22 protein-coding genes are annotated in these 23316 nt (G+C 71.3%); 11 read left to right on the forward strand and 11 right to left on the reverse strand.

Annotated elements, in window-relative coordinates; translation table 11 throughout:
- Positions 1-158 precede the first annotated feature (158 nt).
- The 3 genes from ftsH to GPA10_RS18665 all read left to right on the forward strand — a co-directional run bounded on the left by ftsH (position 159) and on the right by GPA10_RS18665 (position 3572).
- The gene (gene ftsH / locus GPA10_RS18655; RefSeq protein WP_157166561.1) at positions 159-2195 is read left to right on the forward strand and encodes an ATP-dependent zinc metalloprotease FtsH; all 2037 of its coding nucleotides are present in this window, start codon (positions 159-161) and stop codon (positions 2193-2195) included.
- Positions 2196-2319: 124 nt separating this feature from the next.
- A complete protein-coding gene (gene folE / locus GPA10_RS18660; protein ID WP_157166473.1) occupies positions 2320-2925 on the forward strand; it encodes a GTP cyclohydrolase I FolE in 606 nt (201 codons plus the stop codon).
- 239 nt (positions 2926-3164) lie between these two features.
- On the forward strand, positions 3165-3572 hold the full coding sequence (locus GPA10_RS18665; RefSeq protein WP_157166474.1) for a hypothetical protein: 408 nt from the start codon (positions 3165-3167) through the stop codon (positions 3570-3572).
- Positions 3573-3608: 36 nt separating this feature from the next.
- Here GPA10_RS18665 and GPA10_RS18670 read toward each other — a convergent pair whose 3' ends face one another.
- The 6 genes from GPA10_RS18670 to GPA10_RS18700 all read right to left on the reverse strand — a co-directional run bounded on the left by GPA10_RS18670 (position 3609) and on the right by GPA10_RS18700 (position 8770).
- A complete protein-coding gene (locus GPA10_RS18670; RefSeq protein WP_157166475.1) occupies positions 3609-4097 on the reverse strand; it encodes a DUF3180 domain-containing protein in 489 nt (162 codons plus the stop codon).
- Positions 4098-4180: 83 nt separating this feature from the next.
- Positions 4181-4777 (reverse strand): 2-amino-4-hydroxy-6-hydroxymethyldihydropteridine diphosphokinase, encoded by a 597-nt coding sequence (gene folK / locus GPA10_RS18675; RefSeq protein ID WP_157166476.1) that lies wholly within the window; start codon positions 4775-4777, stop codon positions 4181-4183.
- On the reverse strand, positions 4774-5133 hold the full coding sequence (gene folB, locus GPA10_RS18680; RefSeq protein WP_030679955.1) for a dihydroneopterin aldolase: 360 nt from the start codon (positions 5131-5133) through the stop codon (positions 4774-4776). Before folB ends, folK begins: the two co-directional genes overlap by 4 nt.
- Before the next feature lie 176 nt (positions 5134-5309).
- Positions 5310-5915 carry a nuclear transport factor 2 family protein gene (locus tag GPA10_RS18685; protein WP_343041068.1) on the reverse strand — a complete coding sequence of 202 codons (606 nt, stop codon included), beginning with the start codon at positions 5913-5915 and terminating at the stop codon, positions 5310-5312.
- Complete coding sequence (gene folP, locus GPA10_RS18695) at positions 5912-6796, reverse strand: dihydropteroate synthase (protein WP_157166564.1); 885 nt, start codon at positions 6794-6796, stop codon at positions 5912-5914. The genes GPA10_RS18685 and folP overlap by 4 nt, the downstream gene beginning before the upstream one ends.
- A 147-nt stretch (positions 6797-6943) precedes the next feature.
- Positions 6944-8770: a phosphatidylglycerol lysyltransferase domain-containing protein gene (locus tag GPA10_RS18700; RefSeq protein WP_157166477.1), complete on the reverse strand. Its 1827-nt coding sequence runs from the start codon at positions 8768-8770 to the stop codon at positions 6944-6946.
- Between the two features lie 249 nt (positions 8771-9019).
- On the opposite strand from GPA10_RS18700, the gene GPA10_RS18705 reads away from it, so the two are divergent.
- Positions 9020-10153: an alpha/beta hydrolase gene (locus GPA10_RS18705; RefSeq protein ID WP_157166478.1), complete on the forward strand. Its 1134-nt coding sequence runs from the start codon at positions 9020-9022 to the stop codon at positions 10151-10153.
- Positions 10154-10208: 55 nt separating this feature from the next.
- Here the strand turns inward: GPA10_RS18705 and GPA10_RS18710 are convergent, their stop codons facing one another.
- A complete protein-coding gene (locus GPA10_RS18710) occupies positions 10209-11375 on the reverse strand; it encodes an ABC transporter ATP-binding protein (RefSeq protein ID WP_157166479.1) in 1167 nt (388 codons plus the stop codon).
- A 175-nt stretch (positions 11376-11550) separates the two neighbouring features.
- Here GPA10_RS18710 and GPA10_RS18715 point away from each other — a divergent pair, with 175 nt between their 5' ends.
- The 4 genes from GPA10_RS18715 (at position 11551) to GPA10_RS18730 (ending at position 15554) form a co-directional block, all read left to right on the forward strand.
- Positions 11551-12291, forward strand: coding sequence for an ABC transporter permease (locus GPA10_RS18715; RefSeq protein ID WP_343041069.1), 741 nt, complete (start codon positions 11551-11553; stop codon positions 12289-12291).
- Complete coding sequence (locus GPA10_RS18720) at positions 12288-12968, forward strand: ABC transporter permease (protein ID WP_157166480.1); 681 nt, start codon at positions 12288-12290, stop codon at positions 12966-12968. Before GPA10_RS18715 ends, GPA10_RS18720 begins: the two co-directional genes overlap by 4 nt.
- Positions 12969-13129: 161 nt before the next feature.
- Positions 13130-14095, forward strand: a complete 966-nt coding sequence (locus GPA10_RS18725) for an ABC transporter substrate-binding protein (protein WP_058850309.1) — start codon at positions 13130-13132, stop codon at positions 14093-14095.
- Positions 14096-14246: 151 nt separating this feature from the next.
- The gene (locus GPA10_RS18730; protein WP_198351636.1) at positions 14247-15554 is read left to right on the forward strand and encodes a coiled-coil domain-containing protein; all 1308 of its coding nucleotides are present in this window, start codon (positions 14247-14249) and stop codon (positions 15552-15554) included.
- A gap of 31 nt (positions 15555-15585) precedes the next feature.
- Here GPA10_RS18730 and GPA10_RS18735 read toward each other — a convergent pair whose 3' ends face one another.
- The gene (locus GPA10_RS18735; RefSeq protein ID WP_425505777.1) at positions 15586-16989 is read right to left on the reverse strand and encodes a PH domain-containing protein; all 1404 of its coding nucleotides are present in this window, start codon (positions 16987-16989) and stop codon (positions 15586-15588) included.
- A 50-nt stretch (positions 16990-17039) separates the two neighbouring features.
- The gene (locus tag GPA10_RS18740) at positions 17040-17555 is read right to left on the reverse strand and encodes a PH domain-containing protein (RefSeq protein WP_058850311.1); all 516 of its coding nucleotides are present in this window, start codon (positions 17553-17555) and stop codon (positions 17040-17042) included.
- A gap of 165 nt (positions 17556-17720) precedes the next feature.
- On the opposite strand from GPA10_RS18740, the gene GPA10_RS18745 reads away from it, so the two are divergent.
- Positions 17721-18815 carry an NADH-quinone oxidoreductase subunit D gene (locus GPA10_RS18745; protein WP_246259408.1) on the forward strand — a complete coding sequence of 365 codons (1095 nt, stop codon included), beginning with the start codon at positions 17721-17723 and terminating at the stop codon, positions 18813-18815.
- A 19-nt stretch (positions 18816-18834) separates the two neighbouring features.
- Here the strand turns inward: GPA10_RS18745 and GPA10_RS18750 are convergent, their stop codons facing one another.
- Positions 18835-19824 (reverse strand): SAM-dependent methyltransferase, encoded by a 990-nt coding sequence (locus tag GPA10_RS18750; RefSeq protein WP_157166566.1) that lies wholly within the window; start codon positions 19822-19824, stop codon positions 18835-18837.
- A 172-nt stretch (positions 19825-19996) separates the two neighbouring features.
- Between GPA10_RS18750 and GPA10_RS18755 the strand changes: the two genes are divergently transcribed.
- Together GPA10_RS18755 and GPA10_RS18760 are read left to right on the forward strand one after the other, a co-directional pair.
- The gene (locus GPA10_RS18755) at positions 19997-21199 is read left to right on the forward strand and encodes a sensor histidine kinase (RefSeq protein ID WP_058850313.1); all 1203 of its coding nucleotides are present in this window, start codon (positions 19997-19999) and stop codon (positions 21197-21199) included.
- Between the two features lie 157 nt (positions 21200-21356).
- Positions 21357-22031, forward strand: a complete 675-nt coding sequence (locus GPA10_RS18760) for a response regulator transcription factor (protein WP_058850314.1) — start codon at positions 21357-21359, stop codon at positions 22029-22031.
- A 41-nt stretch (positions 22032-22072) separates the two neighbouring features.
- Here GPA10_RS18760 and GPA10_RS18765 read toward each other — a convergent pair whose 3' ends face one another.
- Positions 22073-23182 (reverse strand): DUF5937 family protein, encoded by a 1110-nt coding sequence (locus tag GPA10_RS18765; RefSeq protein WP_157166483.1) that lies wholly within the window; start codon positions 23180-23182, stop codon positions 22073-22075.
- Positions 23183-23316 lie beyond the last annotated feature (134 nt).

Raw genomic sequence — 23316 nt, forward strand, 5'->3', positions numbered from 1 at the left:
CGGGAACCCTCAGCCGTCTCCCGCCGTTGGAGCATGCGAAGGCGGTACAGGCAGCCGTCCCGTGCGGCTTCGGGTGACAATGCTGGGGTACCGTCCGAAGAACAGTCTTTATCAAACTCACTATGGCAGGAGGTACGGAGCGGCATCGCTCCGTGTGGATGGACGTGAAGCGATACTTCCGTGGGCCAGTCATGTGGATCGTGCTGGCCGTCCTTGCCGTGGTCGTGTTGATGCAGGTCGTCGGTTCGTCCGGCGGCTACAAGACAGTGGACACCGGCCAGGTCGTGCAGGCCATCGACGACAACAAGGTCGAATCGGCCAAGCTCACGACCGGCGACGATCACACCATCAAGGTGGAGCTCAAGGACGGCCAGAAGGTCAAGGGCAGCAGCAAGATCCAGGCGAGCTATATCGGCGACCAGGGCGTCGAACTCGCCAAGACGCTGCAGGCCAAATACGAGGACAAGCAGATCCCGGACGGTTATACCGTCTCGCCGTCGAAGCAGAACCCCTTCGTCGGCATCCTGCTGTCCCTCCTCCCCTTTGTTCTCATCGTCGTCGTCTTCCTGTTCCTGATGAATCAGATGCAGGGCGGCGGCAGCCGGGTCATGAACTTCGGCAAGTCCAAGGCCAAGCTCATCACCAAGGACACCCCGAAGACGACGTTCAGCGACGTCGCGGGCTCCGACGAGGCGGTCGAGGAACTCCACGAGATCAAGGAGTTCCTCCAGGAGCCGGCGAAGTTCCAGGCCGTCGGCGCCAAGATCCCCAAGGGCGTGCTGCTGTACGGCCCGCCCGGAACGGGCAAGACGCTCCTCGCGCGCGCCGTCGCGGGCGAGGCGGGCGTGCCGTTCTACTCCATCTCGGGTTCCGACTTCGTCGAGATGTTCGTCGGTGTCGGTGCCTCCCGAGTGCGTGACCTCTTCGAGCAGGCCAAGGCGAACGCCCCGGCGATCGTCTTCGTCGACGAGATCGACGCGGTCGGCCGCCACCGCGGCGCCGGCCTCGGCGGCGGTCACGACGAGCGCGAGCAGACGCTCAACCAGCTGCTCGTCGAGATGGACGGCTTCGACGTGAAGGGCGGCGTCATCCTGATCGCCGCCACGAACAGGCCGGACATCCTCGACCCGGCCCTCCTGCGCCCCGGACGCTTCGACCGGCAGATCGCCGTCGACCGCCCGGACATGCAGGGCCGTCTGGAGATCCTCAAGGTCCACCAGAAGGGCAAGCCGGTCGCACCGGACGTCGACCTGGGCGCCGTCGCGCGGCGCACGCCGGGCTTCACCGGCGCGGACCTGAGCAACGTCCTCAACGAGGCCGCCCTGCTCACCGCGCGCAGCAACCAGAAGCTGATCGACAACCACATGCTGGACGAGGCCATCGACCGCGTCGTGGCGGGCCCGCAGAAGCGGACCCGGATCATGTCCGACAAGGAAAAGAAGATCACCGCGTATCACGAGGGCGGTCACGCCCTGGTCGCGGCGGCCTCCCCCAACGCGGACCCGGTCCACAAGATCACGATCTTGTCGCGCGGACGTGCCCTCGGCTACACCATGGTCCTGCCGGACGAGGACAAGTACTCGACCACGCGCAACGAGATGCTCGACCAGCTCGCGTACATGCTGGGCGGGCGCGCGGCCGAGGAACTGGTCTTCCACGACCCGACCACCGGTGCCGCCAACGACATCGAGAAGGCCACGGCCACCGCTCGCGCGATGGTCACGCAGTACGGCATGACCGAGCGTCTCGGCGCGATCAAGTTCGGCGGCGACAACAGCGAGCCGTTCCTCGGGCGCGAGATGGCGCACCAGCGGGACTACTCCGAAGAGGTCGCGGCGCTGGTCGACGAAGAGGTCAAGAAGCTCATCGAGACCGCGCACAACGAGGCCTGGGAGATCCTGGTCGAGAACCGCGACGTGCTCGACAACCTGGTCCTGCAACTCCTGGAGAAGGAGACGCTGGGCAAGGAGGAGATCGCCGAGGTCTTCGCCCCCATCGTCAAGCGTCCGGCCCGACCGGCCTGGACGGGCTCCACGCGGCGTACGCCGTCGACGCGCCCGCCGGTGCTCTCGCCGAAGGAGCTCTCGCTGACGAACGGTGCGAACGGCGCCACCCCCGCGGTGACCGCCGGTACGACCGGGACGGGGGAGACCCAAGGCATCGAGGTGGCCCCGGAGGACCGCCCCGAGAGCTGAGTCACTCCCCGCACCGGATGCCTCACCAGGCCCGGAATGGATGCCGCGCCCCCCAGGTTCTAGCCTGGGGGGCGCGGCTCTTTTCAGCCGCCCGCAGGACACTGGAACCAGGAACGAGGCACAGATGACCGACCCCGTGACGCTGGACGGCGAGGGCTCCATCGGTGAGTTCGACGAGAAGCGGGCCGAGAACGCCGTGCGCGAGCTGCTCATCGCGGTCGGCGAGGACCCGGACCGCGAGGGTCTGCGGGAGACGCCGGGCCGGGTGGCGCGGGCGTACAAGGAGATATTCGCGGGCCTGTGGCAGAAGCCCGAGGACGTCCTGACGACGACGTTCGACCTGGGGCACGACGAGATGGTCCTGGTGAAGGACATCGAGGTCACCTCATGCTGTGAGCATCACCTGGTGCCCTTCAGGGGCGTGGCGCACGTCGGCTACATCCCGGCCGCCACCGGCAAGATCACCGGCTTGTCGAAGCTCGCCCGGCTGGTGGATGTCTACGCTCGTCGGCCGCAGGTACAGGAGCGGATGACGACGCAGATCGCCGACTCCCTGATGGACATCCTGGAGCCACGCGGGGTGATCGTCGTGGTGGAGTGCGAGCACATGTGCATGTCGATGCGCGGTATCCGTAAGCCAGGCGCGAAGACCATCACGTCCGCGGTCCGTGGCCAGCTGCGGGACGCGGCGACGCGGAATGAGGCAATGAGCTTGATCATGGCGCACTAGCCGGCTTGTCAGTGGCACCCCGTAGGGTCCCGTTCAGCGAGGTGATCGCTGGTCAAGGGGGATCACGATGGGGCACGGGCTTCCGAGCAAGCAGACCGTGAACGCCGTGGGCGGACGTCTGCGGGCACGCGAAGTTCAAGTGGGGTGCGAGTTATGGACGTTGCAGGACGAGCGGTCGGTCCGGACGACTGTTGTCGAGGTGGCTGATCAGGCAGTACGTCGGCGGCGACGCACACCATATGCGGCAGCGTTTTCCACGGGTGGTGTTACGGGACCGAGAGACGTCCGAAGGTTTTCTGGACGGCTACACGGACGGTGACGGCTACCGGAGCAGCCACTGGTCGGCGAGGCTTCTCGTCAGCGCCAATGTGCCTTTTCTCGCGGAGCTTGCCCAGGTGGTCGGGGCGCGTTTCACGCCCAACAAGCAGGGGGCAGCCTCACGCCTCGCCGTGGCCGACACCTGGCCCTCGCGCCGGACATTTCCCGCCGAGCACCATCCGCTCGAGCTGCGGGAGGCGGCGTGGGCCGAAGTGCGTGAGGTGCGTTCACGCACCTCCGGGGACAAGCCGTTCACCCTGTACAGCTTCCGTCTCGACCCTTGTCCCAGCTTTTTGATCAACGGCCATCTGGCCAGGCAGCCGTGGTGACGGGGACGACTTCCTCCCTGCCTCCGGTGCGGCGGCTCACGCCGCGGGAGCCGTCCCGCCGTGTTCGTCGTCGCTGTCCTCGGGGAGCTTGCAGACCCGCTCCAGGAAGAACGCGGCCGCTATGACGCCGATGCCCGCGAGGACCGAGAACCCGGCGTAGTACGCCTGGTCCCGGCGGGCGGGGATGTCCAGGAACTCCAGCATGAACACGCCCACACCGCCGTACATCCCGCAGACGAGGGCGGCGACCAGCGCGCTGGCATGGCCGAAGACGACCGCGCGGGCGGCCATCAGCGGCTCGACGCCCTTCGCGCCCGGCCGCCGCTCACGCTGGGCGCGCAGCCGGGCGCGCAGGGAGATCGCCGTGGCGAGCAGCACCACGGCGATCAGGGCGAGGACGATGGGCGCGGCGAGCGGCACACGCGGCAGCGTGCCCACGGAGTCCCACAGCCGGGCCGCGGCCCAGGACAGCACTCCGGCGACGGCGAAGAGGCCCGCCAGCATCCCCACGCGCAGTTGCTTCATTCCGGCGGTCGCCCCTCATGTCCCTGTCCGTGCCTGCCGGGAGGGTCCCTGGCCTGCTGTGTGGTCCCTGTGGACCCTAACGATTACTCGGGCAGCCGGAGTTCCAGGTCGGCGCGCGGCGCGACGCCCTCACGGGTGACGTCGTCGAGCAGCCGGGCCACGGGTCCGTGTCCGGGGAGCTGCGCCTGGGGCTCGACGTCGTGCCACGGGGCGAGTACGAAGGCCCGCTCGTGCGCCCGCGGGTGCGGCAGCGTGAGCACGGGGTCGTCGGAGACCACGTCGGCGTACGCGACGATGTCCACGTCGATCGTGCGCGGGCCCCAGCGCTCGTCCCGTACGCGGTGGAAGGCCTCCTCCACGGCTTGGGCGCGCTCCAGGAGCGAGGCCGGGGGGAGCGTGGTCCTCACGACCACCACGGCGTTGAAGTACGCGGGCTGGGAGCCGGGCTCGACGCCCCAGGGCTCCGTCTCGTACACGGGGGAGACCGCCTTGACCCGCAGGCCCGGAGTGTCCTCCAGGGCGTCCACGGCCCCCTGGAGGGTCTCCAGACGGTTGCCCAGGTTCGACCCGAGGGAGATCACGGCGCGCTGCGGGTTGGACAGTGTCGTGTCGGCGGCGTCCACCTGCTCCACCACGGACGTGGGGACCGGCTGGACGGTGGGGTCGCTGTGGGCGGTCATACGCGGCTCCGGGTGATGGTGACGGTCACGTCGTCGAACGGGACGGTGATCGGGGCGTCCGGCTTGTGCACCGTGACCTCGACTTCCAGGACTCCCTCGTGCTTCAGGCAGGCCTGGGCGATGCGCTCGGAGAGCGTTTCGATGAGGTTCACCGGCTCGCCCTCGACGACGGCCACGACCTCCTCCGCCACGATGCCGTAGTGCACGGTCTTCGCCAGGTCGTCGTCGGCCGCGGCCGCACGGGTGTCCAGGCCCAGGACCAGGTCCACGATGAAGGTCTGGCCCTCCTCGCGCTCCCGCGGATACACACCGTGGTGCCCGCGGGCCTTCAGGCCTCGCAGCGCGACACGATCCACGCGAATCACTCCTGACAGTCGTCGGTAACGGCCGGCTCTGCCGTGTGCGGACGGCACACCGGCCTCGATCGAATCTACCTGCGAGCACCGACAGTGTTCGCCCGCGGGGCTGCCGGACGACGCTCCTGCGCGGGCTCGCGGGTCCCCTTACCCACCGAGAAGCAGTCCGAAGAGGGCTACGAGGAAGGCTCCTCGTCCTCGTCGTCGCCGGTCTCCGCGAGCACCGGGGACGCGTGGTGCGACCACAGCTTCCAGCCGTCGGGTGTGCGGCGGAACACATTCGTGGCGACCACGAGCTGCCCGACGAGAGGGCCGAGCTCGTCGCCGTCCTGCGGCGCGGGGCCGCCGCTGAGGATGTTCTCCGTGCAGGTCACCAGGGCGGTGTCGCCGGCGACGCAGACCCGCAGGTCGGTGAGGAAGAACTGGATGTACTCGGTGTTGGCCATGATCAGCGCGTACGACCTGAGGACCTCGCCGCGGCCCGTGAGCACCGGCCAGCCGGGGTGGACGCAGGAGATGGCGGGTCCCTCCGAGGCCGGTTCCGGGCCGGCGGTGCTGCCGGGGTCCGCGGGGTCGTCGAGGTCGATCTCCGGCAGGCCGCCCTCGCGGACCGTGCCGGGGCCGCCCGTCTCCGGTGTCTCGCTGTACGTCGCCGCGTCGGCGAGGTCCGCGGCGTCGAGCCACAGGTCCGACACGCCGTCGAAGTCGCCCCGCTCCAGCGCTTCGTAGAAGGCCGTGTTGGCGAGTTCGACCTGCTCGACGTCCGTCTGCGCGCGCGTCACTGAGCGCCAGCCTCCCCGGCCGATTCCGGTCCGGCGACACCGCCGGCACCGCTGTTCCCACCCTTGTTCCCACTCTGTCCCGGTCCGGCGGCGTCCGTGACGGCCCGCGCCACCCGTACCGCGTCCGCCGTGGCCCGCACCTCGTGCACGCGCACCGCCCAGGCGCCCTGGTGCGCCGCGAGCGCGGACACGGCGGCCGTCGCGGCGTCCCGCTCGCGTGCGGGCGGCGGGGAGCCCTCGGGGCCCGCGAGGACCCGGCCGAGGAACCTCTTGCGGGAGGCGGCGACCAGGACGGGTCGGCCGAGCGTGCGGAGCCGGTCGATGCGGGCGAGCAGCGCCAGGTCGTGCTCGGCGTTCTTGGAGAAGCCGAGGCCGGGGTCGACGACGATCCGCTCCGGGGCGATGCCCCCGGCGACCGCGGCCTCCACGCGCGCGTGGAGCTCGTCGACGACTTCGGAGACCACGTCCTCGTACACCGGCCGGGCGTGGATGTCGGTGAGGAAGCCGCGCCAGTGCATGACCACGAAGGGCGCCTGCGCGGCCGCCACGGCCGGCACCATGCCGGGGTCGGCGAGGCCTCCGGAGACGTCGTTGACGAGGACGGCGCCCGCCGCGAGCGCCTGCTGTGCCACGCGGGCGCGCATGGTGTCCACGGAGACCGTGACGCCTTCGGCCGCGAGGCCCCGTACGACGGGGACGACGCGCCGCAGCTCCTCGTCCTCGTCGACGCGCGCGGCGCCCGGCCGGGTCGACTCGCCGCCCACGTCGACGAGGTCGGCGCCCTGCGCGACCAGGTCGATGCCGTGCTTGACGGCCACCGTGGTGTCGAACCAGCGGCCGCCGTCGGAAAAGGAGTCGGGGGTCACGTTCACGACCCCCATGACGGCACAGCGGTCCCACCGGGGGAGCCCGGCCACCTCACCCCCGCGCCGCCCGCCGCCGCCCCCTGCCGGGATACGCAGCCCGTCGTCCTCGCTGTCCCCGCGCACCGTACTCATGCCTCAAGCCTAGGCCCGCGCGGGCTGCCGCTACGCCGCGCGGACCTCACGCTCGGCGGTGTGCGCCGACTGGTGCGGGCAGGGGCGGCGCTGCACGGTGGCGCGGCGCAGAAAGCGCGGCAGCGCGAAGGTGACGAAGCCCTCTGCCTGCATCGCGGCGAAACCGATCCGCGGCAGGTCGCGGCTGGAGCGGTAGACCACGAAACGGGGCTCCCAGCGCGGCCGGAACTTCGCGTTGAACTTGTACAGCGACTCGATCTGGAACCAGCGCGAGAGGAACACGAGGAGCCCGCGCCAGGCACGCAGGACCGGGCCCGCGCCGAGCTTCTCGCCGCGGGCGAGCGCCGCGCGGAACATCGCGAAGTTCAGGGACACGCGCGTGATCCCGAGCTTCGGCGCGGCCTGGAGCGCGGCGACGATGAGGAGTTCGTTCATGCCCGGGTCGGCCGACCGGTCGCGGCGCATCAGGTCGAGCGAGACGCCGTCCTCGCCCCACGGCACGAAGTGCAGTACGGCCTTCAAGTCGCCGTACTGTCCGGCCTTCTCGTCGGCCTTGTGGGCCGTCGCGATCAGGCAGTCGCCGTCGTCGGGGTCGCCGATGCGGCCGAGCGCCATGGAGAAGCCGCGCTCGGTGTCGGTGCCCCGCCAGTCCTCGGCGGCGCGCTGGATGCGCTCCAGTTCCTTCTCCCCGAGGTCACGGATGCGCCGTACGCGCGTCTCGTAGCCATTGCGCTCGATCCGCTTGACCATCTGGCGCACGTTGCGCATCGCGCGCCCGGACAGGGAGAAATCCGCGACATCCACCACCGCCTCGTCGCCGAGCTCCAGGGCGTCCAGGCCGGTCTCGCGGGTCCAGACCTCACCGCCGGTCTCGGAGCAGCCCATGACGGCCGGGGTCCAGGAGTGCGCCTTGGCCTCGTCCATGAAGCGCTCGATGGCACCCGGCCAGGCCTCCACGTCGCCGATGGGGTCCCCGGAGGCGAGCATCACGCCGGACACCACGCGGTAGGTGACGGCGGCCTTGCCGCTGGGGGAGAAGACGACGCCCTTGTCGCGGCGGAGCGCGAAGTGGCCGAGGGAGTCGCGGCGGCCGTGCTTGGCGAGCAGTTCGCGCAGCCGGCTCTCGTCGTCCTGGGTGAGGCGCGCCGCCGGGTGCTCGGGGCGGAAGGCCAGGTAGATGGTGGTGAGCGCGGTCAGCATGCCGAGGGCGCCGAGGGAGGCCCCGACGGTCCAGGAGGTGTTGCCGGTGTAGCCGACGGGGCCTTCGAGGCCGAAGAGGCCGTACAGGACGTGGGTGAGGCGGTCCGCGATGCCCGGGTCGCCGATGACCTTGTTCGGGTGGACGCTGACGATCACCAGGCCGAGCGCGATGGAACCGGCGCCGAGGAGCACGAAGTTGGCCAGGGCGCGCCAGCGGCTGCGCGGGTCGGGCAGCGCGGCGAACTCCTTGCGGTGCCGCAGCAGCAGCGCGAGCAGCGCGAGGGAGATCGCGGCGCCGATGAACGAGTGGCGGTACGCGAACTGCGCCACCGCGCCCGCGGGCAGCAGCACGACGGCGGCCCGCCAGGCGCGCCGCTTGTGCCTTCGCAGGCCGTGCGCGAGCAGGAGCAGCAGGACGCCGCAGCTGAGCGCCAGGGCGGCGGCGAAGGGGCCGAGCGCGCCCGGCAGGACCTCGGCGAAGGTGTGCAGGCGGCTGCGCCTGAAGCGCGGGAAGACGGCCGCCGCGATGTTCAGGAGCCCGACGAGGGCGCAGATTCTGGCGGCGAGGACCGGGACGGCCTCGGGGCGGGGGCCGCGCAGGATCCGGCGCAGTCGGCCGTCGCCGCCGTCCTGGCCTCCTGGAACCGCACCCGACATTTCGCCATCTATCCTGACAGACATCGCATCCCGTAGTTCTGCGAGAGAGCTTCGAACCGGCGCCAAAGGCGGCATCCGGTGATATTGCGCCCTCTAGGACGGTCCATCGGGGAGCGGGGTTCACTCCCCACTGCAAAACCGGCGGAAAGTCGGCGGAAAAGGTATGGAACGGTCCATACCTGGAGTTTTCGCCCTCCGTATCGGCCGCCCGAGGGGCGGACACGCAGAAAGCGCAGGCAGGATCATCCCATGGGTCTCACGAGCAACAAGGTGCTTGCACTTGCCGTAGTGCTGGCCGTGCTGCTGTTCATCGGCACGGTCTGGCTCTGGCCGCGCCTCGCCCGCCGCAGCTGGCAGGCGGTCACCGGGCGCGTCGGGCTGCTGCTCGCCACGCAGCTCGCGATCTTCGCGTCCGTCGGCCTCGCGGCCAACCAGGCCTTCGGCTTCTACGCCACCTGGGCCGATCTCTTCGGCCAGGAGACGGCGCAGGGCGTGGTCGTCGACCACGACGCCATGAAGGGCGAGAAGGGCCCCGTCAGGGTGGTCGACACCCAGTCCGTCGACGTGCCCGGAGGCGGCATCCCGCGGCTCGGCGGCCAGATCCAGAAGATCGACGTCCAGGGCCGGAACTCCAGGATCGCCAGCCCGGCGTACGTGTACCTGCCGCCCGAGTACTTCCAGCCGCAGTACAAGCACCGCACGTTCCCCGCGGCCGCCGTCCTGACCGGCTACCCCGGCACCGCAGAAGCCCTCATCAAGGGCCTGCACTACCCGCAGACCGCCCACAAGCAGGCCAAGGACGGCAAGATGCAGCCGATGATCCTGGTCATGCTGCGGCCCACCGTGGCACCGCCCCGGGACACCGAGTGCGTGGACATCCCCGGCGGCCCGCAGTCCGAGACGTTCTTCGCCAAGGACCTCCCCGGCGCCATCAGTGACCACTACCGCGTCGGCAGGAAGGCCGAGAGCTGGGGCATCATCGGGGACTCCACGGGCGGCTACTGCGCCCTGAAGGTCGCCATGCACCACCCGCGCGTGTACGGCGCCGGAGTCGGCCTCTCCGCCTACTACAAGGCCGCCCAGGACGTGACGACCGGCAATCTGTTCCACGGCGACAAGGAGCGGGAGCGGCGCGCGAACCTGCTGTGGTACCTCGACCACATGCCGCCGCCCAAGACCTCCCTGCTGGTCACCACCAGCAAGAAGGGCGAGGGCAACTACAAGGACACCAAGAAGTTCATCGAGAAGGTCAAGTCCCCCACCCGGGTCTCCTCGATCACCCTCGCCAGCGGCGGCCACAACTTCAACACGTGGCGGCGCGAGATCCCGGCGTCGCTGGTGTGGATGAGCGGGCGGCTGACCGGCGGGTCGGACGTGCGCTGACCCTCCGGGAGGCCCGGGTGGGCGCGAGGACCGGGCCTTCGGGGCGTCCGGAACGTCACGTCGCCGTGATCGACGCCACCGTCTCCAGGTCCACGTCCTCCCGCGCGATGTCCCGCGCGTCCGCGGCCGTCGAGCGGCGCAGCGCCTCGTGCAGCCGGGCCGGGGTGAGGACGCCCAGGAAGCGGCCCTCGCTGCGCTCGTCGATGACCGCGATCCAGCCCGCGTCGTGCTGGAGCATCGTCGAGAACGCCTGCTTCAGGCTCGCGCCCACCGGCAGCCACGCCTCCATGCGGCGGGCGTGCTCGCGCACCGTGCCGGTGCCCGCGCGCGCGTGCTCGGCGGAGATCCAGCCGTGCAGGTTGTTCTCGCCGTCCAGGACGACGGCCCAGCGGGCCCCGGCCCCTTCGAGGTCCTTGGGCAGCGGGTCGTCGAGGTGGACCACCGGCGGCTGCTCCAGGTCGCCCTCCTCGATGGGCGTCACCGAGAGCCGCTTCAGGCCGCGGTCGGCGCCCACGAAGTCGGCGACGTACTCGGTCGCGGGCGCGCCGAGGACCGTGGACGGGGTGTCGAACTGCTCGACGCGGCCCTGGCCGTAGACGGCGATGCGGTCACCGAGACGGACGGCCTCCTCGATGTCGTGTGTGACGAACAGCACGGTCTTGCGGACGGCCTGCTGGAGGCGGAGGAACTCGTTCTGCAGATGCTCGCGCACCACCGGGTCGACCGCTCCGAACGGCTCGTCCATCAGCAGGACGGGCGGGTCGGCCGCCAAGGCGCGGGCCACGCCGACGCGTTGGCGCTGGCCGCCGGAGAGCTGCTCCGGATAGCGGTCGCCGAAGGTCGCGGGGTCGAGGCCGACGAGGTCGAGCAGCTCGGCGGCGCGCTCGCGGGCCTTCGCGCGCTTCACGCCGAGCAGATGCGGGACGGTCGCGGTGTTGTCCAGGACCGTCTTGTGCGGGAAGAGGCCGACCTGCTGGATGACATAGCCGATTCTGCGCCGGAGTTGGACGGGGTCGATTCCGGATATGTCGTCGCCGTCGAGGAATATCCGCCCCTCAGTCGGCTCGATGAGCCGGTTCACCATTTTCATCGTCGTGGTCTTGCCGCAGCCCGACGGGCCCACGAGCGTGACCAGTTCACCCTCCGCCACCTCGAAGGACAGATCGTCGACGGCTGTCGTACCGTCCGCGTACCGCTTGGTCACGTTCTCGAACCGGATCATGATTCCCCATTGTGGCGCGTGTTCTGTGAAGACGGTGTTGCGCCCGCACGAAGAGGGCCCCCGCGTCTCGGAGATTGTCAGTGCTCGGGGTTAGGGTCGCCAGTCAGATGGACATGTGGGTTTCGGCACGTGTCCGAGCCGGCATGGCGACGGGGTTTCGGGGGAGGCGGGGCGGGTGAGCAAGCGGGACTGCCTTGTGGCGAACGACTGGATCTGCGGCGAGTACATCCGCTCGCGCAGCCAGGAACTGACCGACGCGACGCTGGAGCACGTGGCGATCACGGGCGCGTCGGTGCTGATAGGCGTGGCGGTCGCGCTGCCCCTCGCGCTGATCGCGCGGCGCTGGCGCTTCCTGGCCGCCCCTATTCTCGGCGTGACGACGGTGTTGTACTCGATCCCGTCGCTCGCGATGTTCTCGCTCCTGCTCCCCTTCTTCGGCCTTTCCGCGTCCCTGGTCGTCACGGGCCTCGTGCTCTATTCGCTGACGATTCTGGTGCGGAACATCCTCGCGGGCCTCCAGGCGGTCCCCGAGGACGCCAGAGAGGCCGCCAAGGGCATGGGGTACGGCCCGCTGCGGCTGCTGTGGGAAGTGGAACTGCCGCTCGCGCTGCCCGCCCTGCTCGCCGGTGTGCGGATCACCACGGTGTCCACGGTGGCCCTCACGACGGTCGGCGCGATCGTCGACTACGGCGGCCTCGGCACGCTGATCCTCGACGGCCTCGACACCCAGTTCAAGGCGCAGGTGCTCACCGCGTCCGCGCTCTGCGTCGTCCTCGCCATCGCCGCCGACCTGCTGCTCCTCGCTCTCCAGCGGCTGCTCACGCCCTGGACCCGAGCCCATCGAATACGACCGGGCCGCTTCTCGCGCAAGGCGGGCGCGGCCAAGAGCGTGGCCAAGGTGGCTGAGCCCGTATGAACGCGATATCCGGTGCCTACGACTGGCTGACCACGTCCGCCAACTGGCAGGGCGAGAAGGGGGTGTGGCACCGGCTCGCCGAGCACCTCTACTTCAGCGGCGTCTGCCTCGCCGTGGCCTGCCTGATCGCGCTCCCCGTCGCGCTGTACCTCGGCCACATCGGCAAGGGCGGCGCCCTCGCGGTCAACATCTCCAACGTCGGCCGCGCGGTGCCCACGCTCGCCGTCCTGATCCTGCTCACGCTCACCCCGCTCGGCGAGCACGGGGACGTGCCCACGCTGATCGCCCTCGTCCTGTTCGCCGTGCCGCCGCTGCTCACCAACGCCTACATCGGCATGCGCGAGGTGGACCGCTCGGTGGTGGAGGCCGCGCGCGGCATGGGCATGAGCGGACGTCAGCTCTTCGCCCGGGTCGAGCTGCCCCTCGCGTACCCGCTGGTCATGACCGGCGTGCGGTCCGCGGCCGTGCAGGTGGTGGCGACGGCGACGCTCGCCGCGATGGCGGGGGAGGGCGGCCTCGGGCGGATCATCACGGCCGGGTTCAACCTTCAGAACACCCCGCAGGTCGTCGCGGGCGCCTTCCTGGTGGCGCTGCTCGCGCTGCTCGTGGAGGGCGTCCTGGTCCTCGCGGGACGGTTCTTCGATCCGATGCGGGGGCGGTCCCGGGTGTCCTCCTGACGCTCGCAGTGACGACTGCTTGAAGTGGCAACGGCTCGTAGTGGCAACGGCTTGTAGCGGCAACGGCTTGTAGTGGCAACGGCTTGTAGTGGCAACGGCTTGTAGTGGCAACGGCTTGTAGTGGTATCTCTCGAAACGGTTCTCGAAATGGTGGTTCACCGATGAACAGCAGGACGCGTCGCGCACGACGGATGGCAGGGGCGGCCACGGCCGTCGTGGCGCTGACCGCGGGGCTCTCCGCGTGCGGCGGGGACAGCCTGGAGGACGACAAGGGCTCCGACGGCGGCGGCAAGGGCAAGATAGTGGTGGGCTCGGCGCGGTTCACCGAGCAGAAGGTCCTCGCCGAGCTGTACGCGGGCGTCCTGCGGGACGCCGGTTACGACGCGTCGGTCAAGACCGTGCAGAACCGCGAGGTGTACGAGCCCGAGCTGAAGAAGGGCACCATCGACGTCGCCCCGGAATACGCGGCCACGCTCACGGAATTCCTCAACCTGAAGAAGAACGGCGCCGACGCGAAGCCGGTCGCCTCCAGCGATCTCGACGCGACGTACGGCGAACTCACCGAGCTGGCCGAGCCGCGCGGCCTCAAGGCGCTGCCGCCCGGTGCGGCCGTGGACCAGAACGCCTTCGCGGTGACCAGCGAATACGCGAAGAAGCACAAGCTCAAGACGCTTTCCGATCTTGGAAAGTCGGGCGAGAAGGTGCGCATCGCCGCCGGTGACGAATGCGAGACACGGCCGTTCTGCGCCCCGGGCCTGAAGAAGAAGTACGGCATCGACGTCGCCGGAATCGATCCCAAGGGCGTCGGTACCACGCAGTCGAAGCAGGCCGTGAAGAACGGCACGGACCAGCTGGTCCTGACGACCACCACGGACGCGACGCTGAAGAACTTCGGCCTCGTGATCCTGGAGGACGACAAGAAGCTCCAGAACGCCGACAACATCCTTCCCGTCGTGAACGCCAAGGAGGCGGGCGACAAGAAGCTGGCCGAGGCCCTCGCCAAGGTCACCAAGGCGCTCACGACGGACGATCTCATCGAACTGAACCGCAAGGTCGACGAGGAGCGCCAGAAGGAAGCGGATGTCGCGAAGGAGTATCTGGAGTCGAAGGGCCTGATCGAGAAGTAGGCCCCGCGCCGGGTTGCGGAATCCCGGCGGAGGGAGTGGAGTGACGCTTCGTGGAAGAAGAGGCTCACTGGGGTGGGGAGTTGCGGTGGGGGCACCGGGAATTTGGCGGGCGGGGCACCAGACTTCGCCTACGCGCGGTAAGTTTCTGGCCATGCCACGTGGACGTCACCGCCATTCCCCACCTCTTCACCGGCTGCTTCCTCCGTCGGCGGTCGCAGGTTTCTCCCTCGTCTGCGCCGGCGGCGCCTGGATGTTCGCGGAACCCGTCGTGCTGCGCGGCCTCGTCGCAGCCGCCGCGGCCAGTGCCGTCGTGGGCTCGGTCGTCATGCGGCAGTGGGACCGTGCGGCGGGCAAGCGGGTCGCGGAGCTCGGGCGCGCCCGCGCGGGCGACGAGTGGCGCTACGAGGAGCGGATAGCCGAGGCCGAGTCCGACCTCGACGAGTCCCGTGAGCTGCGTGCCAAGCTGGAGGCCAAGCTGCGCTCCAAGCGGGCCGAGCTCGCGGCGCTGCGCAACGAGCACGCGGCACTGCTGCGGAGGTACGCGACGGCGGAGACGGAGCGGGCCGACGCCCTGGAGGGGCGCAGGCTCCTCGCCATAGAGGCGGCGACGCCCACGCGGGCCGCGCTGCCCGCGGGGGGCTCCTCCGAGGGGGAGAAGCCCGCCGGAGCTTCGGGTTCCGCCGACGCCTCGGGTGCTTCTGGCCCCTCCGGTTCCTCCGGTTCCTCCGGTTCTTCTGGTCCCTCCGAGTCCTCCGAGTCCTCCGACTCCTCCCGTGCTTCGGGTGCGGGAACGTCTCCGCAGGAGGACGCGGGCGACTCTGCCGAGGCGGGGAACGTCCCCGGCGGTGCCGCTCCGGCCGCCGAGCCGCGGGTGGCGGTCAGGCCGGGCGCGAGCCCCACGCCCTCGCTGTACGGGCGGGCCAATGTCGCGCTGGACCGCCTGGCGCGTCCGGCGTCGACCGCCCGGCCTGCGGTGGCTGCCGCGGGCGCGGACGCGGTGGCGGCAGACGACTCCGGCTCCGGCTCCGAGCCGGGCTCCGGCGACGCCGACGACCCCGGAGACCCGGGCGACATGGGTGCCATGGGTGACATGGACGACATGGGCCACGAGCGCGCGGTCGGGGCGCACTTCACCGTTCCCACCGCCGCGGCCGTGGTGCCGCCCGTTCAAGGACGGCGGTTCCCGGGCGAGGGCGGTTTCGACTTCTTCGGTACGAAGGGCACGTCCGCGAAGAGCCTGGCACCTGCCGCGCTGGAGACCGTACAGAACGAGGACCTCGCCGACGTCGTGGGTGAGGAGGCCCTCGCGGTCCACAAGGCGGAGACCGAGGCCGAGTTCAAGCCGTCGGACGCCATGACGGACGCGGAGCGCGGGGTGGGCCAGGTCATCGACCTGACGGCCCACGACGAGACGGAACAGATCGACATGGAGGGCCTGCGCACGGCGCTGCGCGCGTAGCCCAGGAACCGCGCCCCGCGCGCTCCCGGGCTCAGGCCATCCACCGGTCGGGCCGGGCCTCCCGGCGCCCCGTCCGGGACCGCTCGGCCTGCGCCAGCAGAAGCCGCGAGGCCTCCGAGGCGGGCCGCAGCCGCGCGGCCACCGTCTTGTTGGCCCCCGTGTCCACGTGCACGTCGGCCACGCCCTTGAACCGCTCCCAGGGCCCCTGCCGGACCCGCACGCTCTGCACCTTCGCGTGCGGCACCAGGGAGAGGCGGCGCCGCAGCAGACCGTGCCCGGCGGCGAAGACGGCGTCGGTGACCGCGAGTCCGTAGCCGTGCCACCACACGGGGACGCACCAGGCCGCCCGGGACGGCGGCCGCGAGAGCTCGCTCGCGGCGGGCACCCGCACCCCGGGCAGGATCTGCGAGATCACCGACTCGGCGACCGCCCTCGGGGCGACCGGCACCAGGACGCTGTTCGACGACCCCGCCACGTCCAGCTCGACCCGCACCCACCCCGGCCGCCGCCACAGCAGCGGCTCGACGATCCGCACGGTCTGGACCCGCCCCGGCGGGACCGTCTCGTGCGCCTTGTCGAGGAGGCCGTGGTCGATGCGCAGGCCGTCGGGGGACTCGCCCACCCGCCAGTCGTACTCGGCGACGAACCGGCCCACGCTGCTCGCGAAGGCGCCGCCCAGCATGGGCAGGGCGGTCGCGATGACGGTCCACGCGTTGTGCGTGATCAGCCACAGGACCGTCGGCACGACGAGGGCGGCCACCAGGAGCACCCAGGGGGCGCCGGTGAGCAGCAGGGACACGGCGAGCATCCGGGGCTGTACGTGCAGCAGGTTGCGGACCGGCGCCTCGCCGACGTCCCGGGCCGTCTCGGGGGCGAATCCGGCGGCCCGCGCGAGCAGTTCGGCACGCAGCGCGGCGGCGTCCTTCTCGCCGAGGTAGGCCAGCTCGTCCTTCTTCTCCGTGCCGACGACGTCCAGTTTGAGCTTGGATACGCCCACGATGCGGGCGGCGAGCGGCTGGGTGACGTCGACGGCCTGGAGCCGGTCGAGCCGGATGTGCGCGGTGCGCCGGAACAGCAGTCCCGTACGGATCCGCAGCTCCGTGTCCGTGACGGCGAAGTGCGTGAACCACCAGCTCAGAAAGCCGTACAGGGCACCGCCGACGATCACGGCGGCGGCGCCCACGGCGAGCGTGAGGGCGGTCAGTTCGGACAGGCGGCGCTGGGTGCCGTCCGGGTCGTGGAAGGCCCAGCCGACGAGGATGGCGACGGGCGCCCAGGCGCGGCGCAGCGGCGTGACGGGGTGCAGCCGCCGCTCCCGGAGGCCGCCGGGAGCGGGGGCACCCTCGGCTCGCTCCGGGGCACCTCCGGCTCGCTCCGGAGCACCCCCGGCTCGCTCCGGTGCGCCGCTCGACTCCGGTGCACCGCCCGGCTCCAGCGCACCCTCGGCCCCCTCCGGGCCCCGTACGCCCCCCGTCGGCGCGCCGCTCACAGCCCCGCCGATCGGGCCTCGCCGAGCTCCGTGAGCCGGTCCCGCAGCCGCTCGGCCTCGCTGGGCACGAGGCCCGGGATGCGGGCGTCCGTGGCTGCCGCGGCCGTGTGCAGCTGGACGCCCGCCAGGCCGAAGTACCGCTCAAGTGGGCCCGATGTGACCTCGACGAGCTGCATCCTGCCGTACGGCACGACGGTCTCCTCGCGCCACAGGACGCCCCGGCTGATGAGGAGGTCGTCGGCCCGCTCCCTGTACCGCCACGAGCGCCAGTTGCGGCCGAGCAGCACCCAGCCCCAGGCCGCGAGTGCCAGCGGCAGCGCCGCGAAGACCGCCCACGCCGGGCCCGCGAAGAGACCGAGGAGCACGCCGAGAGCCACCGCGGCGGGCACCAGCCACACCAACAGGAGCATTCTGCGCATGGTCAGCACCCCGCGCGGCAGCCCGGTCCACCCGGACGGCACACCGCTCTCCCCCGTGGATCCCTCTGGCCCCGCCGCCGTCCCCGTCTCCATGCCCCAAGCGTACGTACGGCATCTGACACCCGCGTGTCCGCGTGCGTACGACAGACTGGGACCATGAGCCCCACGACGGAGCACACGCCCACGACGCGGCCGCCGCGGACGACCGAGCAGGCCGAGACCACCTTCGGCATCGGCGGCGCCGCGGAGAGCACCGACATGGTGCTGAACATCGGCCCCCAGCACCCGTCCACGCACGGTGTGCTGCGGCTGCGCCTGGTCCTCGACGGCGAGCGGATCGAGCGCGCCGAGCCGGTGATCGGCTATATGCACCGCGGCGCGGAGAAGCTCTTCGAGGCCCGTGACTACCGGCAGATCGTGATGCTGGCCAACCGCCACGACTGGCTGTCGGCGTTCTCGAACGAGCTGGGTGTCGTCCTCGCCGTGGAGCGGATGCTCGGCATGGAGGTGCCCGAGCGCGCGGTGTGGACGCGCACGCTGCTCGCCGAGCTGAACCGGGTGCTCAACCACCTGATGTTCCTCGGCTCGTATCCGCTGGAGCTCGGCGGCATCACCCCGGTGTTCCACGCCTTCCGGGAGCGCGAGGAACTCCAGAACGTCATGGAGGAGGTCTCCGGCGGCCGCATGCACTACATGTTCAACCGTGTCGGCGGCCTCAAGGAGGACCTGCCCGCGGGCTGGACGGGACGCGCGCGGGGAGCCGTCGCCGCGGTGCGTTCGCGCATGGACGTGTACGACCGGCTCGTGCTCGGCAACGAGATCTTCCGGGGCCGCACCCGCGGTGTGGGCGTGCTCTCCGCCGAGGCGGTGCACGCCTACGGAGTGAGCGGTCCGATCGCCCGTGCCTCCGGAGTGGACTTCGACCTGCGCCGCGACGAGCCGTATCTGGCGTACGGGGAACTCGGCGACGTCCTGAAGGTCGTGACCCGGCAGGACGGCGACTGCCTGGCCCGCTTCGAGTGCCTGCTCGAACAGACCCACAACGCCCTGGACCTCGCCGACGCCTGCCTCGACCGCGTCGCCGACCTGCCCCAGGGGCCCGTCAACCAGCGCCTGCCGAAGGTCCTCAAGGCCCCGGAGGGCCACACGTACGCGTGGACCGAGAACCCGCTCGGCATCAACGGCTACTACCTGGTCTCCAAGGGCGAGAAGACCCCGTACCGCCTCAAGCTCCGCTCGGCCTCGTACAACAACATCCAGGCCCTTGCCGAGCTGCTGCCGGGCACGCTGGTCGCCGACATGGTGGCGATCCTCGGGTCGCTGTTCTTCGTGGTCGGCGACATCGACAAGTAGGGCGGCCGGTCGGGGGCGGTCACGGCGGCGGTGCGTCCGCCGGCATGCCGGCCGGTACGTCCGCCAGTACGTCGGCCAGGTCCAGCCGCACCGGCTGCGCCAGCCAGCCGAAGTCCCCGAGGCCGCCCGGTGCCGTCAGCTCCGCCGCCTCGCCCGCGCGGGCGAGGGCCCGTACGTAGGCGGCCGGATCGCCAGCGGCGAGCGTGAGAGGCGGCCGGCCGCCGTGGACGCCGAGGGCGTGCAGGGCCGCGCGCTGGGTGCACAGGCGGGCGCCGGGCAGCGCGCAGGAGTCGAGGGCCACATGCGCGGTGACATCGCGGCTGCCGTCCGGCACGGGCGGTTCCGCACGGCCCGCGCGGAAGCCCGCGAGGGTGCCGAAGGGCGGCCGGGCATCCCGGGTGTGGGCGTAGTCCACGGCGACCGCGAGACCGCGCGTCAGGGTCGCCGCCGCGGCCGCCCACGCCTCGTCCCGGGGGCGGCCGATCTCCGCGCGCAGGCCCGGCTCGGCGCCGAGCGGCCACCAGCGCGCCAGCCACGCCGAGTCCCGGCCTCCGACCGGGCCGCCGAGCTCCTCGGTGCCGTCGGCGTGCACCAGGACGCGGCGCAGCGTCCCGTCGGGTGCCCGCTCGGCCACGTCGAGGGGCACGTTGTCGAGCCACTCGTTGGCGAACAGCAGACCCCGCACACCGGTGGGCGGCGCGGCGCACCACCGGACGCGGTCGTCGAGCCCCTCGGGGCGTTCGGCGCGCTCCACCGCGTACGCGCGCGTGCGTGCCGCCACCTCGCCGGGCAGCGCCGCGAGGACGCCCGCCGTCAGTTCGCCGCGGCCCGCGCCCATGTCCACGAACGCGAGCTCCCCGGGGTGGCCGATGGCGGCGTCGACCCGGCACAGGAGCCGGGCCACGGCGTCCGCGAACAGCGGTGAGGCGTGCACGGAGGTGCGGAAGTGCCCCGCGGGCCCCTCGGGTCGGCGGTAGAAGCCGCGGGGGCCGTACAGGGCCCTCTCCATGGCTTCCCGCCAGCCGCTCGGCGCGCCGGTTTGCCCCGCGCGAGCTCCTCCTGCCTCGTTCGTCACATCCCGAAGGCTATGCGGGCCTCCACCTTGGGGAGTACGAGAGGGACGCACGGATCGGACCTCCGGTTGACCCGAGGGGCCTGACGGGTTGCCTACGCTGGGTTACGTGCAGCGCCTCTATGACTTTCTCCGCAGACACCCGACAGGAGTCGACGTCTTCTGGGCGTTCGTCCTGCTCGGGATCTCCGGGCTTGGACTGGTGGCCGTCGCCGACGCCCAGGGCCACAGGCAGGTCCTGCTGTCGATACCGACCATGCTCGCCCTCGGCGTCGTGGTGGCCCTGCGGCGCCGGGCGACCGAGCGGATGCTGATCCTCGCCGCGGGCATCGGCGTCCTACAGATGATCTTCGACGTGGAACCGAGCCCGGCGAACTTCGCCATGCTCGTGATCATCTACACGGCGGCGGCGGACGGCGCCCCCTGGGCCTCGCGGTTCGCCCTGGTGGGGGGGCTCGTGGCGGCGCCCCTGTCGCAGGCGCGCTGGCCGGAGAGCAACGCGGGCGTCTGGGGCAACGTCCTCCTGATGGCCTTCCTGGTCGTGCCGTTCGCACTGGCCTGGGTCCTCGGCGACTCCATCCGCACCCGCCGGGCCTACTTCGCCCAGCTGGAGGAGCGCGCCAACCGCCTGGAGAAGGAGCGCGAGGCGCAGGCCAAGGTCGCGGTCGCGGCCGAGCGCGCCCGCATCGCCCGCGAGCTGCACGACGTGGTCGCGCACAACGTCTCCGTGATGGTCGTGCAGGCCGACGGCGCCGCCTACGTCCTGGACGCGGCGCCAGACCAGGCCAAGCAGGCCCTCGCCACCATCTCCGGCACCGGACGGCAGGCCCTCGCCGAGATGCGCAGGCTCCTCGGCGTGCTGCGCACCGGCGAGCACGAGGAGCACGGCGAGTACGTCCCACAGCCGGACGTCGAGCAGCTCGACGAGCTGATAGAGCAGGTGCGCGGCGCGGGCCTGCCGGTCGACTTCAAGGTCGAGGGCACCCCGCGCCCGCTGCCCAGCGGCGTCGAGCTCACCGCGTACCGCATCGTCCAGGAGGCGCTGACCAACACCCGCAAGCACGGCGGCGAGAACGCCGGCGCGAGCGTCCGGCTCGTCTACTTCGACGACGGCCTCGGGCTGCTCGTGGAGGACGACGGCAAGGGCGCCCCGCACGAGCTGTACGAGGACGGCGGCGCCGACGGCAGCGGGCACGGCCTGATCGGCATGCGGGAGCGCGTCGGCATGGTCGGCGGCACCCTCGACGCCGGGCCGCGCCCCGGCGGCGGATTCCGCATCAGCGCGCTGCTCCCACTGAAGCCCGCACACTGACACCTGTCACTGCCCGACCGCCCGCACCGCACCCCGAACCGTCCGCGATGATGTCGCCCGCACCGCACCTCGAACCGTCCGCGACGATGTCGCCCGCACCGCACCCCGAACCGTCCGCGATGATGTGCTGACGGACCACCCATGAAGGGACCCCTTGATGTCGATCCGCGTGATGCTCGTCGACGACCAGGTGCTGCTGCGCACCGGGTTCCGGATGGTGCTCGCCGCGCAGCCGGACATGGAGGTCGTCGCGGAGGCCGGGGACGGCGTGGAGGCGTTGCAGACGTTGCGGGCCACCGCGGTCGACGTGGTCCTGATGGACGTCCGCATGCCGAAGCTGGACGGTGTGGAGACGACCCGGCGCATCTGCTCCGACGACAACCCGCCGAAGGTGCTCATCCTCACCACCTTCGACCTCGACGAGTACGCCTTCTCCGGGCTGAAGGCGGGCGCGTCCGGGTTCATGCTGAAGGACGTGCCGCCGGCCGAGCTGCTCGCCGCCATCCGGGCCGTGCACAGCGGCGACGCGGTCGTCGCGCCGTCCACCACCCGGCGCCTGCTCGACCGCTTCGCGCCGATGCTGCCCGCGGGCGCGGGGCAGCCCCGGCACAAGGAGCTGGAGCGGCTCACCGAACGCGAGCGCGAGGTCATGGTGCTCGTCGCGCAGGGCCTGTCGAACGGCGAGATCGCGGCACGCCTGGTCCTCTCCGAGGCGACCGTGAAGACCCATGTGGGCCGCATCCTGACCAAGCTCGGCCTGCGCGACCGGGTGCAGGTGGTCGTGCTCGCGTACGAGACGGGTCTGGTGCGGGCGGGCGGCGGCGGGGCCTGACCCACTTCTGGGGCGCGCCTGCCGGTGCAGGGCGCTCGCCGTCAGCGCAGGACGCCCTCGATGAACTCGCTGCCGATCCGGGAGACCACGGTCAGGTCCAGCTGGTGCTGTACGTATCTGCCGCGGCGGCGGGTCGTGATCAGCTCGGCCTTCTTCAGGACGCTCAGGTGCCGGGATATCTCCGGTGCGGTCATGCCGTGGGCGTCGGCCAGCTCCCCCGTGGTGTACGAACCCCGGGCCAGATGGCGGCACAGGCGCATCCGGACCGGGTGGGAGAGCGCGGCCATGCGGCGGGTGAGCTGCTCCACGGAGGCGGGGGCGGCCAGGCCCGGGGAGTTCACGGGGTAGGTGATCGAGGACTGCCAGCCGTGCCGGTGCAGGACGAGCAGGTGGGGCCAGCCGAGGCTGGTGGGCACCAGGACCAGGCCGCCCTCGCCGGTCCGGGTGTGGCCCATGGCCATCTTGTCGATGGTGATCCTGCGTGCGCCCTCGTCCAGCTTCAGGGCTCCGGAAGTGGCCCTGAGCGCCTCTTCGAGGCCCTTGCGGCGCAGCAACTCCGTCTTGTGCCGGGCGTCGGCGGCGAGTTGATGGCTCACGCGGGACCAGGTGTCCGCGAAGAACGCCTCGTCGCAGTCCTCCAGGAACTGCCGGAGCCAGGCCCGCACCGCGGGCGGGTCGTCGAGCAGCCGCTTGGTGAAGCGCACCTGGTGGTCGCCGCGGGCGGCGGCCAGGTCCAGGGCGTGGCGGCGCGTGTCCGGGTCGTTCAGGGGGTCCGGCGGGCGCTGGACGTCGTACTCCAGTGGGCAGGTGAACTCCAGGGCGGCGTCGACGAACTGCTCGTCCGTCAGCTTGTCGAGCAGGTCGAGCTCCTCGGCCAGCGTGGCGCCGGGCAGCGTGCTCTTGCCGGGGATGCCTGCGAACGGGGCGAAGACGTCGGAGAACGTCGTCCGCCACAGGAAGTCCGCCTCGCACAAGCGGTCCGCGAGGCACGGGTCGAGGCGCGTGGAGACGGCCGTCGCCCAGCCCTGGAGCCCCGGGTGGTGGCCGGGCTCGGACAGCGCGTGCAGCGCCATGCCCAGCTCGGCGAGGGGCGAGGGCACGACATGGATGCGGTCCGGCGTCAGGCCGGTGATGTCGATGCTCACGCTCATGGTCCCCATGGTGCACCGTGCCTCTGACATCGCCGCCGTCGATTGACGCGGGGCGTCAATCGGGGAGACCTGGCCCCTGGGCCCTGTGCAGGGTGGAGGCATCGCCGGGGGCCGCGAAGGTGCGGCCCCTCCAC

This window comes from Streptomyces typhae (genome assembly GCF_009755605.1).
GTDB lineage: Bacteria > Actinomycetota > Actinomycetes > Streptomycetales > Streptomycetaceae > Streptomyces > Streptomyces typhae.

What these genes read in the sequence shown, in the direction of transcription:
- GPA10_RS18765 (WP_157166483.1), bottom strand. Translation starts at nt 23,182, where the DNA reads ATGAGCGTGAGCATCGACATCACCGGCCTGACGCCGGACCGCATCCAT.
- GPA10_RS18665 (WP_157166474.1), top strand. Translation starts at nt 3,165, where the DNA reads ATGCGGCAGCGTTTTCCACGGGTGGTGTTACGGGACCGAGAGACGTCC.
- GPA10_RS18730 (WP_198351636.1), top strand. Translation starts at nt 14,247, where the DNA reads ATGCCACGTGGACGTCACCGCCATTCCCCACCTCTTCACCGGCTGCTT.
- GPA10_RS18710 (WP_157166479.1), bottom strand. Translation starts at nt 11,375, where the DNA reads ATGATCCGGTTCGAGAACGTGACCAAGCGGTACGCGGACGGTACGACA.
- GPA10_RS18750 (WP_157166566.1), bottom strand. Translation starts at nt 19,824, where the DNA reads ATGGAGAGGGCCCTGTACGGCCCCCGCGGCTTCTACCGCCGACCCGAG.
- GPA10_RS18745 (WP_246259408.1), top strand. Translation starts at nt 17,721, where the DNA reads ATGGTGCTGAACATCGGCCCCCAGCACCCGTCCACGCACGGTGTGCTG.
- GPA10_RS18720 (WP_157166480.1), top strand. Translation starts at nt 12,288, where the DNA reads ATGAACGCGATATCCGGTGCCTACGACTGGCTGACCACGTCCGCCAAC.
- GPA10_RS18740 (WP_058850311.1), bottom strand. Translation starts at nt 17,555, where the DNA reads ATGGAGACGGGGACGGCGGCGGGGCCAGAGGGATCCACGGGGGAGAGC.
- ftsH (WP_157166561.1), top strand. Translation starts at nt 159, where the DNA reads ATGGACGTGAAGCGATACTTCCGTGGGCCAGTCATGTGGATCGTGCTG.
- folE (WP_157166473.1), top strand. Translation starts at nt 2,320, where the DNA reads ATGACCGACCCCGTGACGCTGGACGGCGAGGGCTCCATCGGTGAGTTC.
- folP (WP_157166564.1), bottom strand. Translation starts at nt 6,796, where the DNA reads ATGGGGGTCGTGAACGTGACCCCCGACTCCTTTTCCGACGGCGGCCGC.
- GPA10_RS18670 (WP_157166475.1), bottom strand. Translation starts at nt 4,097, where the DNA reads ATGAAGCAACTGCGCGTGGGGATGCTGGCGGGCCTCTTCGCCGTCGCC.
- folK (WP_157166476.1), bottom strand. Translation starts at nt 4,777, where the DNA reads ATGACCGCCCACAGCGACCCCACCGTCCAGCCGGTCCCCACGTCCGTG.
- GPA10_RS18700 (WP_157166477.1), bottom strand. Translation starts at nt 8,770, where the DNA reads ATGTCGGGTGCGGTTCCAGGAGGCCAGGACGGCGGCGACGGCCGACTG.
- GPA10_RS18760 (WP_058850314.1), top strand. Translation starts at nt 21,357, where the DNA reads ATGTCGATCCGCGTGATGCTCGTCGACGACCAGGTGCTGCTGCGCACC.
- GPA10_RS18705 (WP_157166478.1), top strand. Translation starts at nt 9,020, where the DNA reads ATGGGTCTCACGAGCAACAAGGTGCTTGCACTTGCCGTAGTGCTGGCC.
- GPA10_RS18725 (WP_058850309.1), top strand. Translation starts at nt 13,130, where the DNA reads ATGAACAGCAGGACGCGTCGCGCACGACGGATGGCAGGGGCGGCCACG.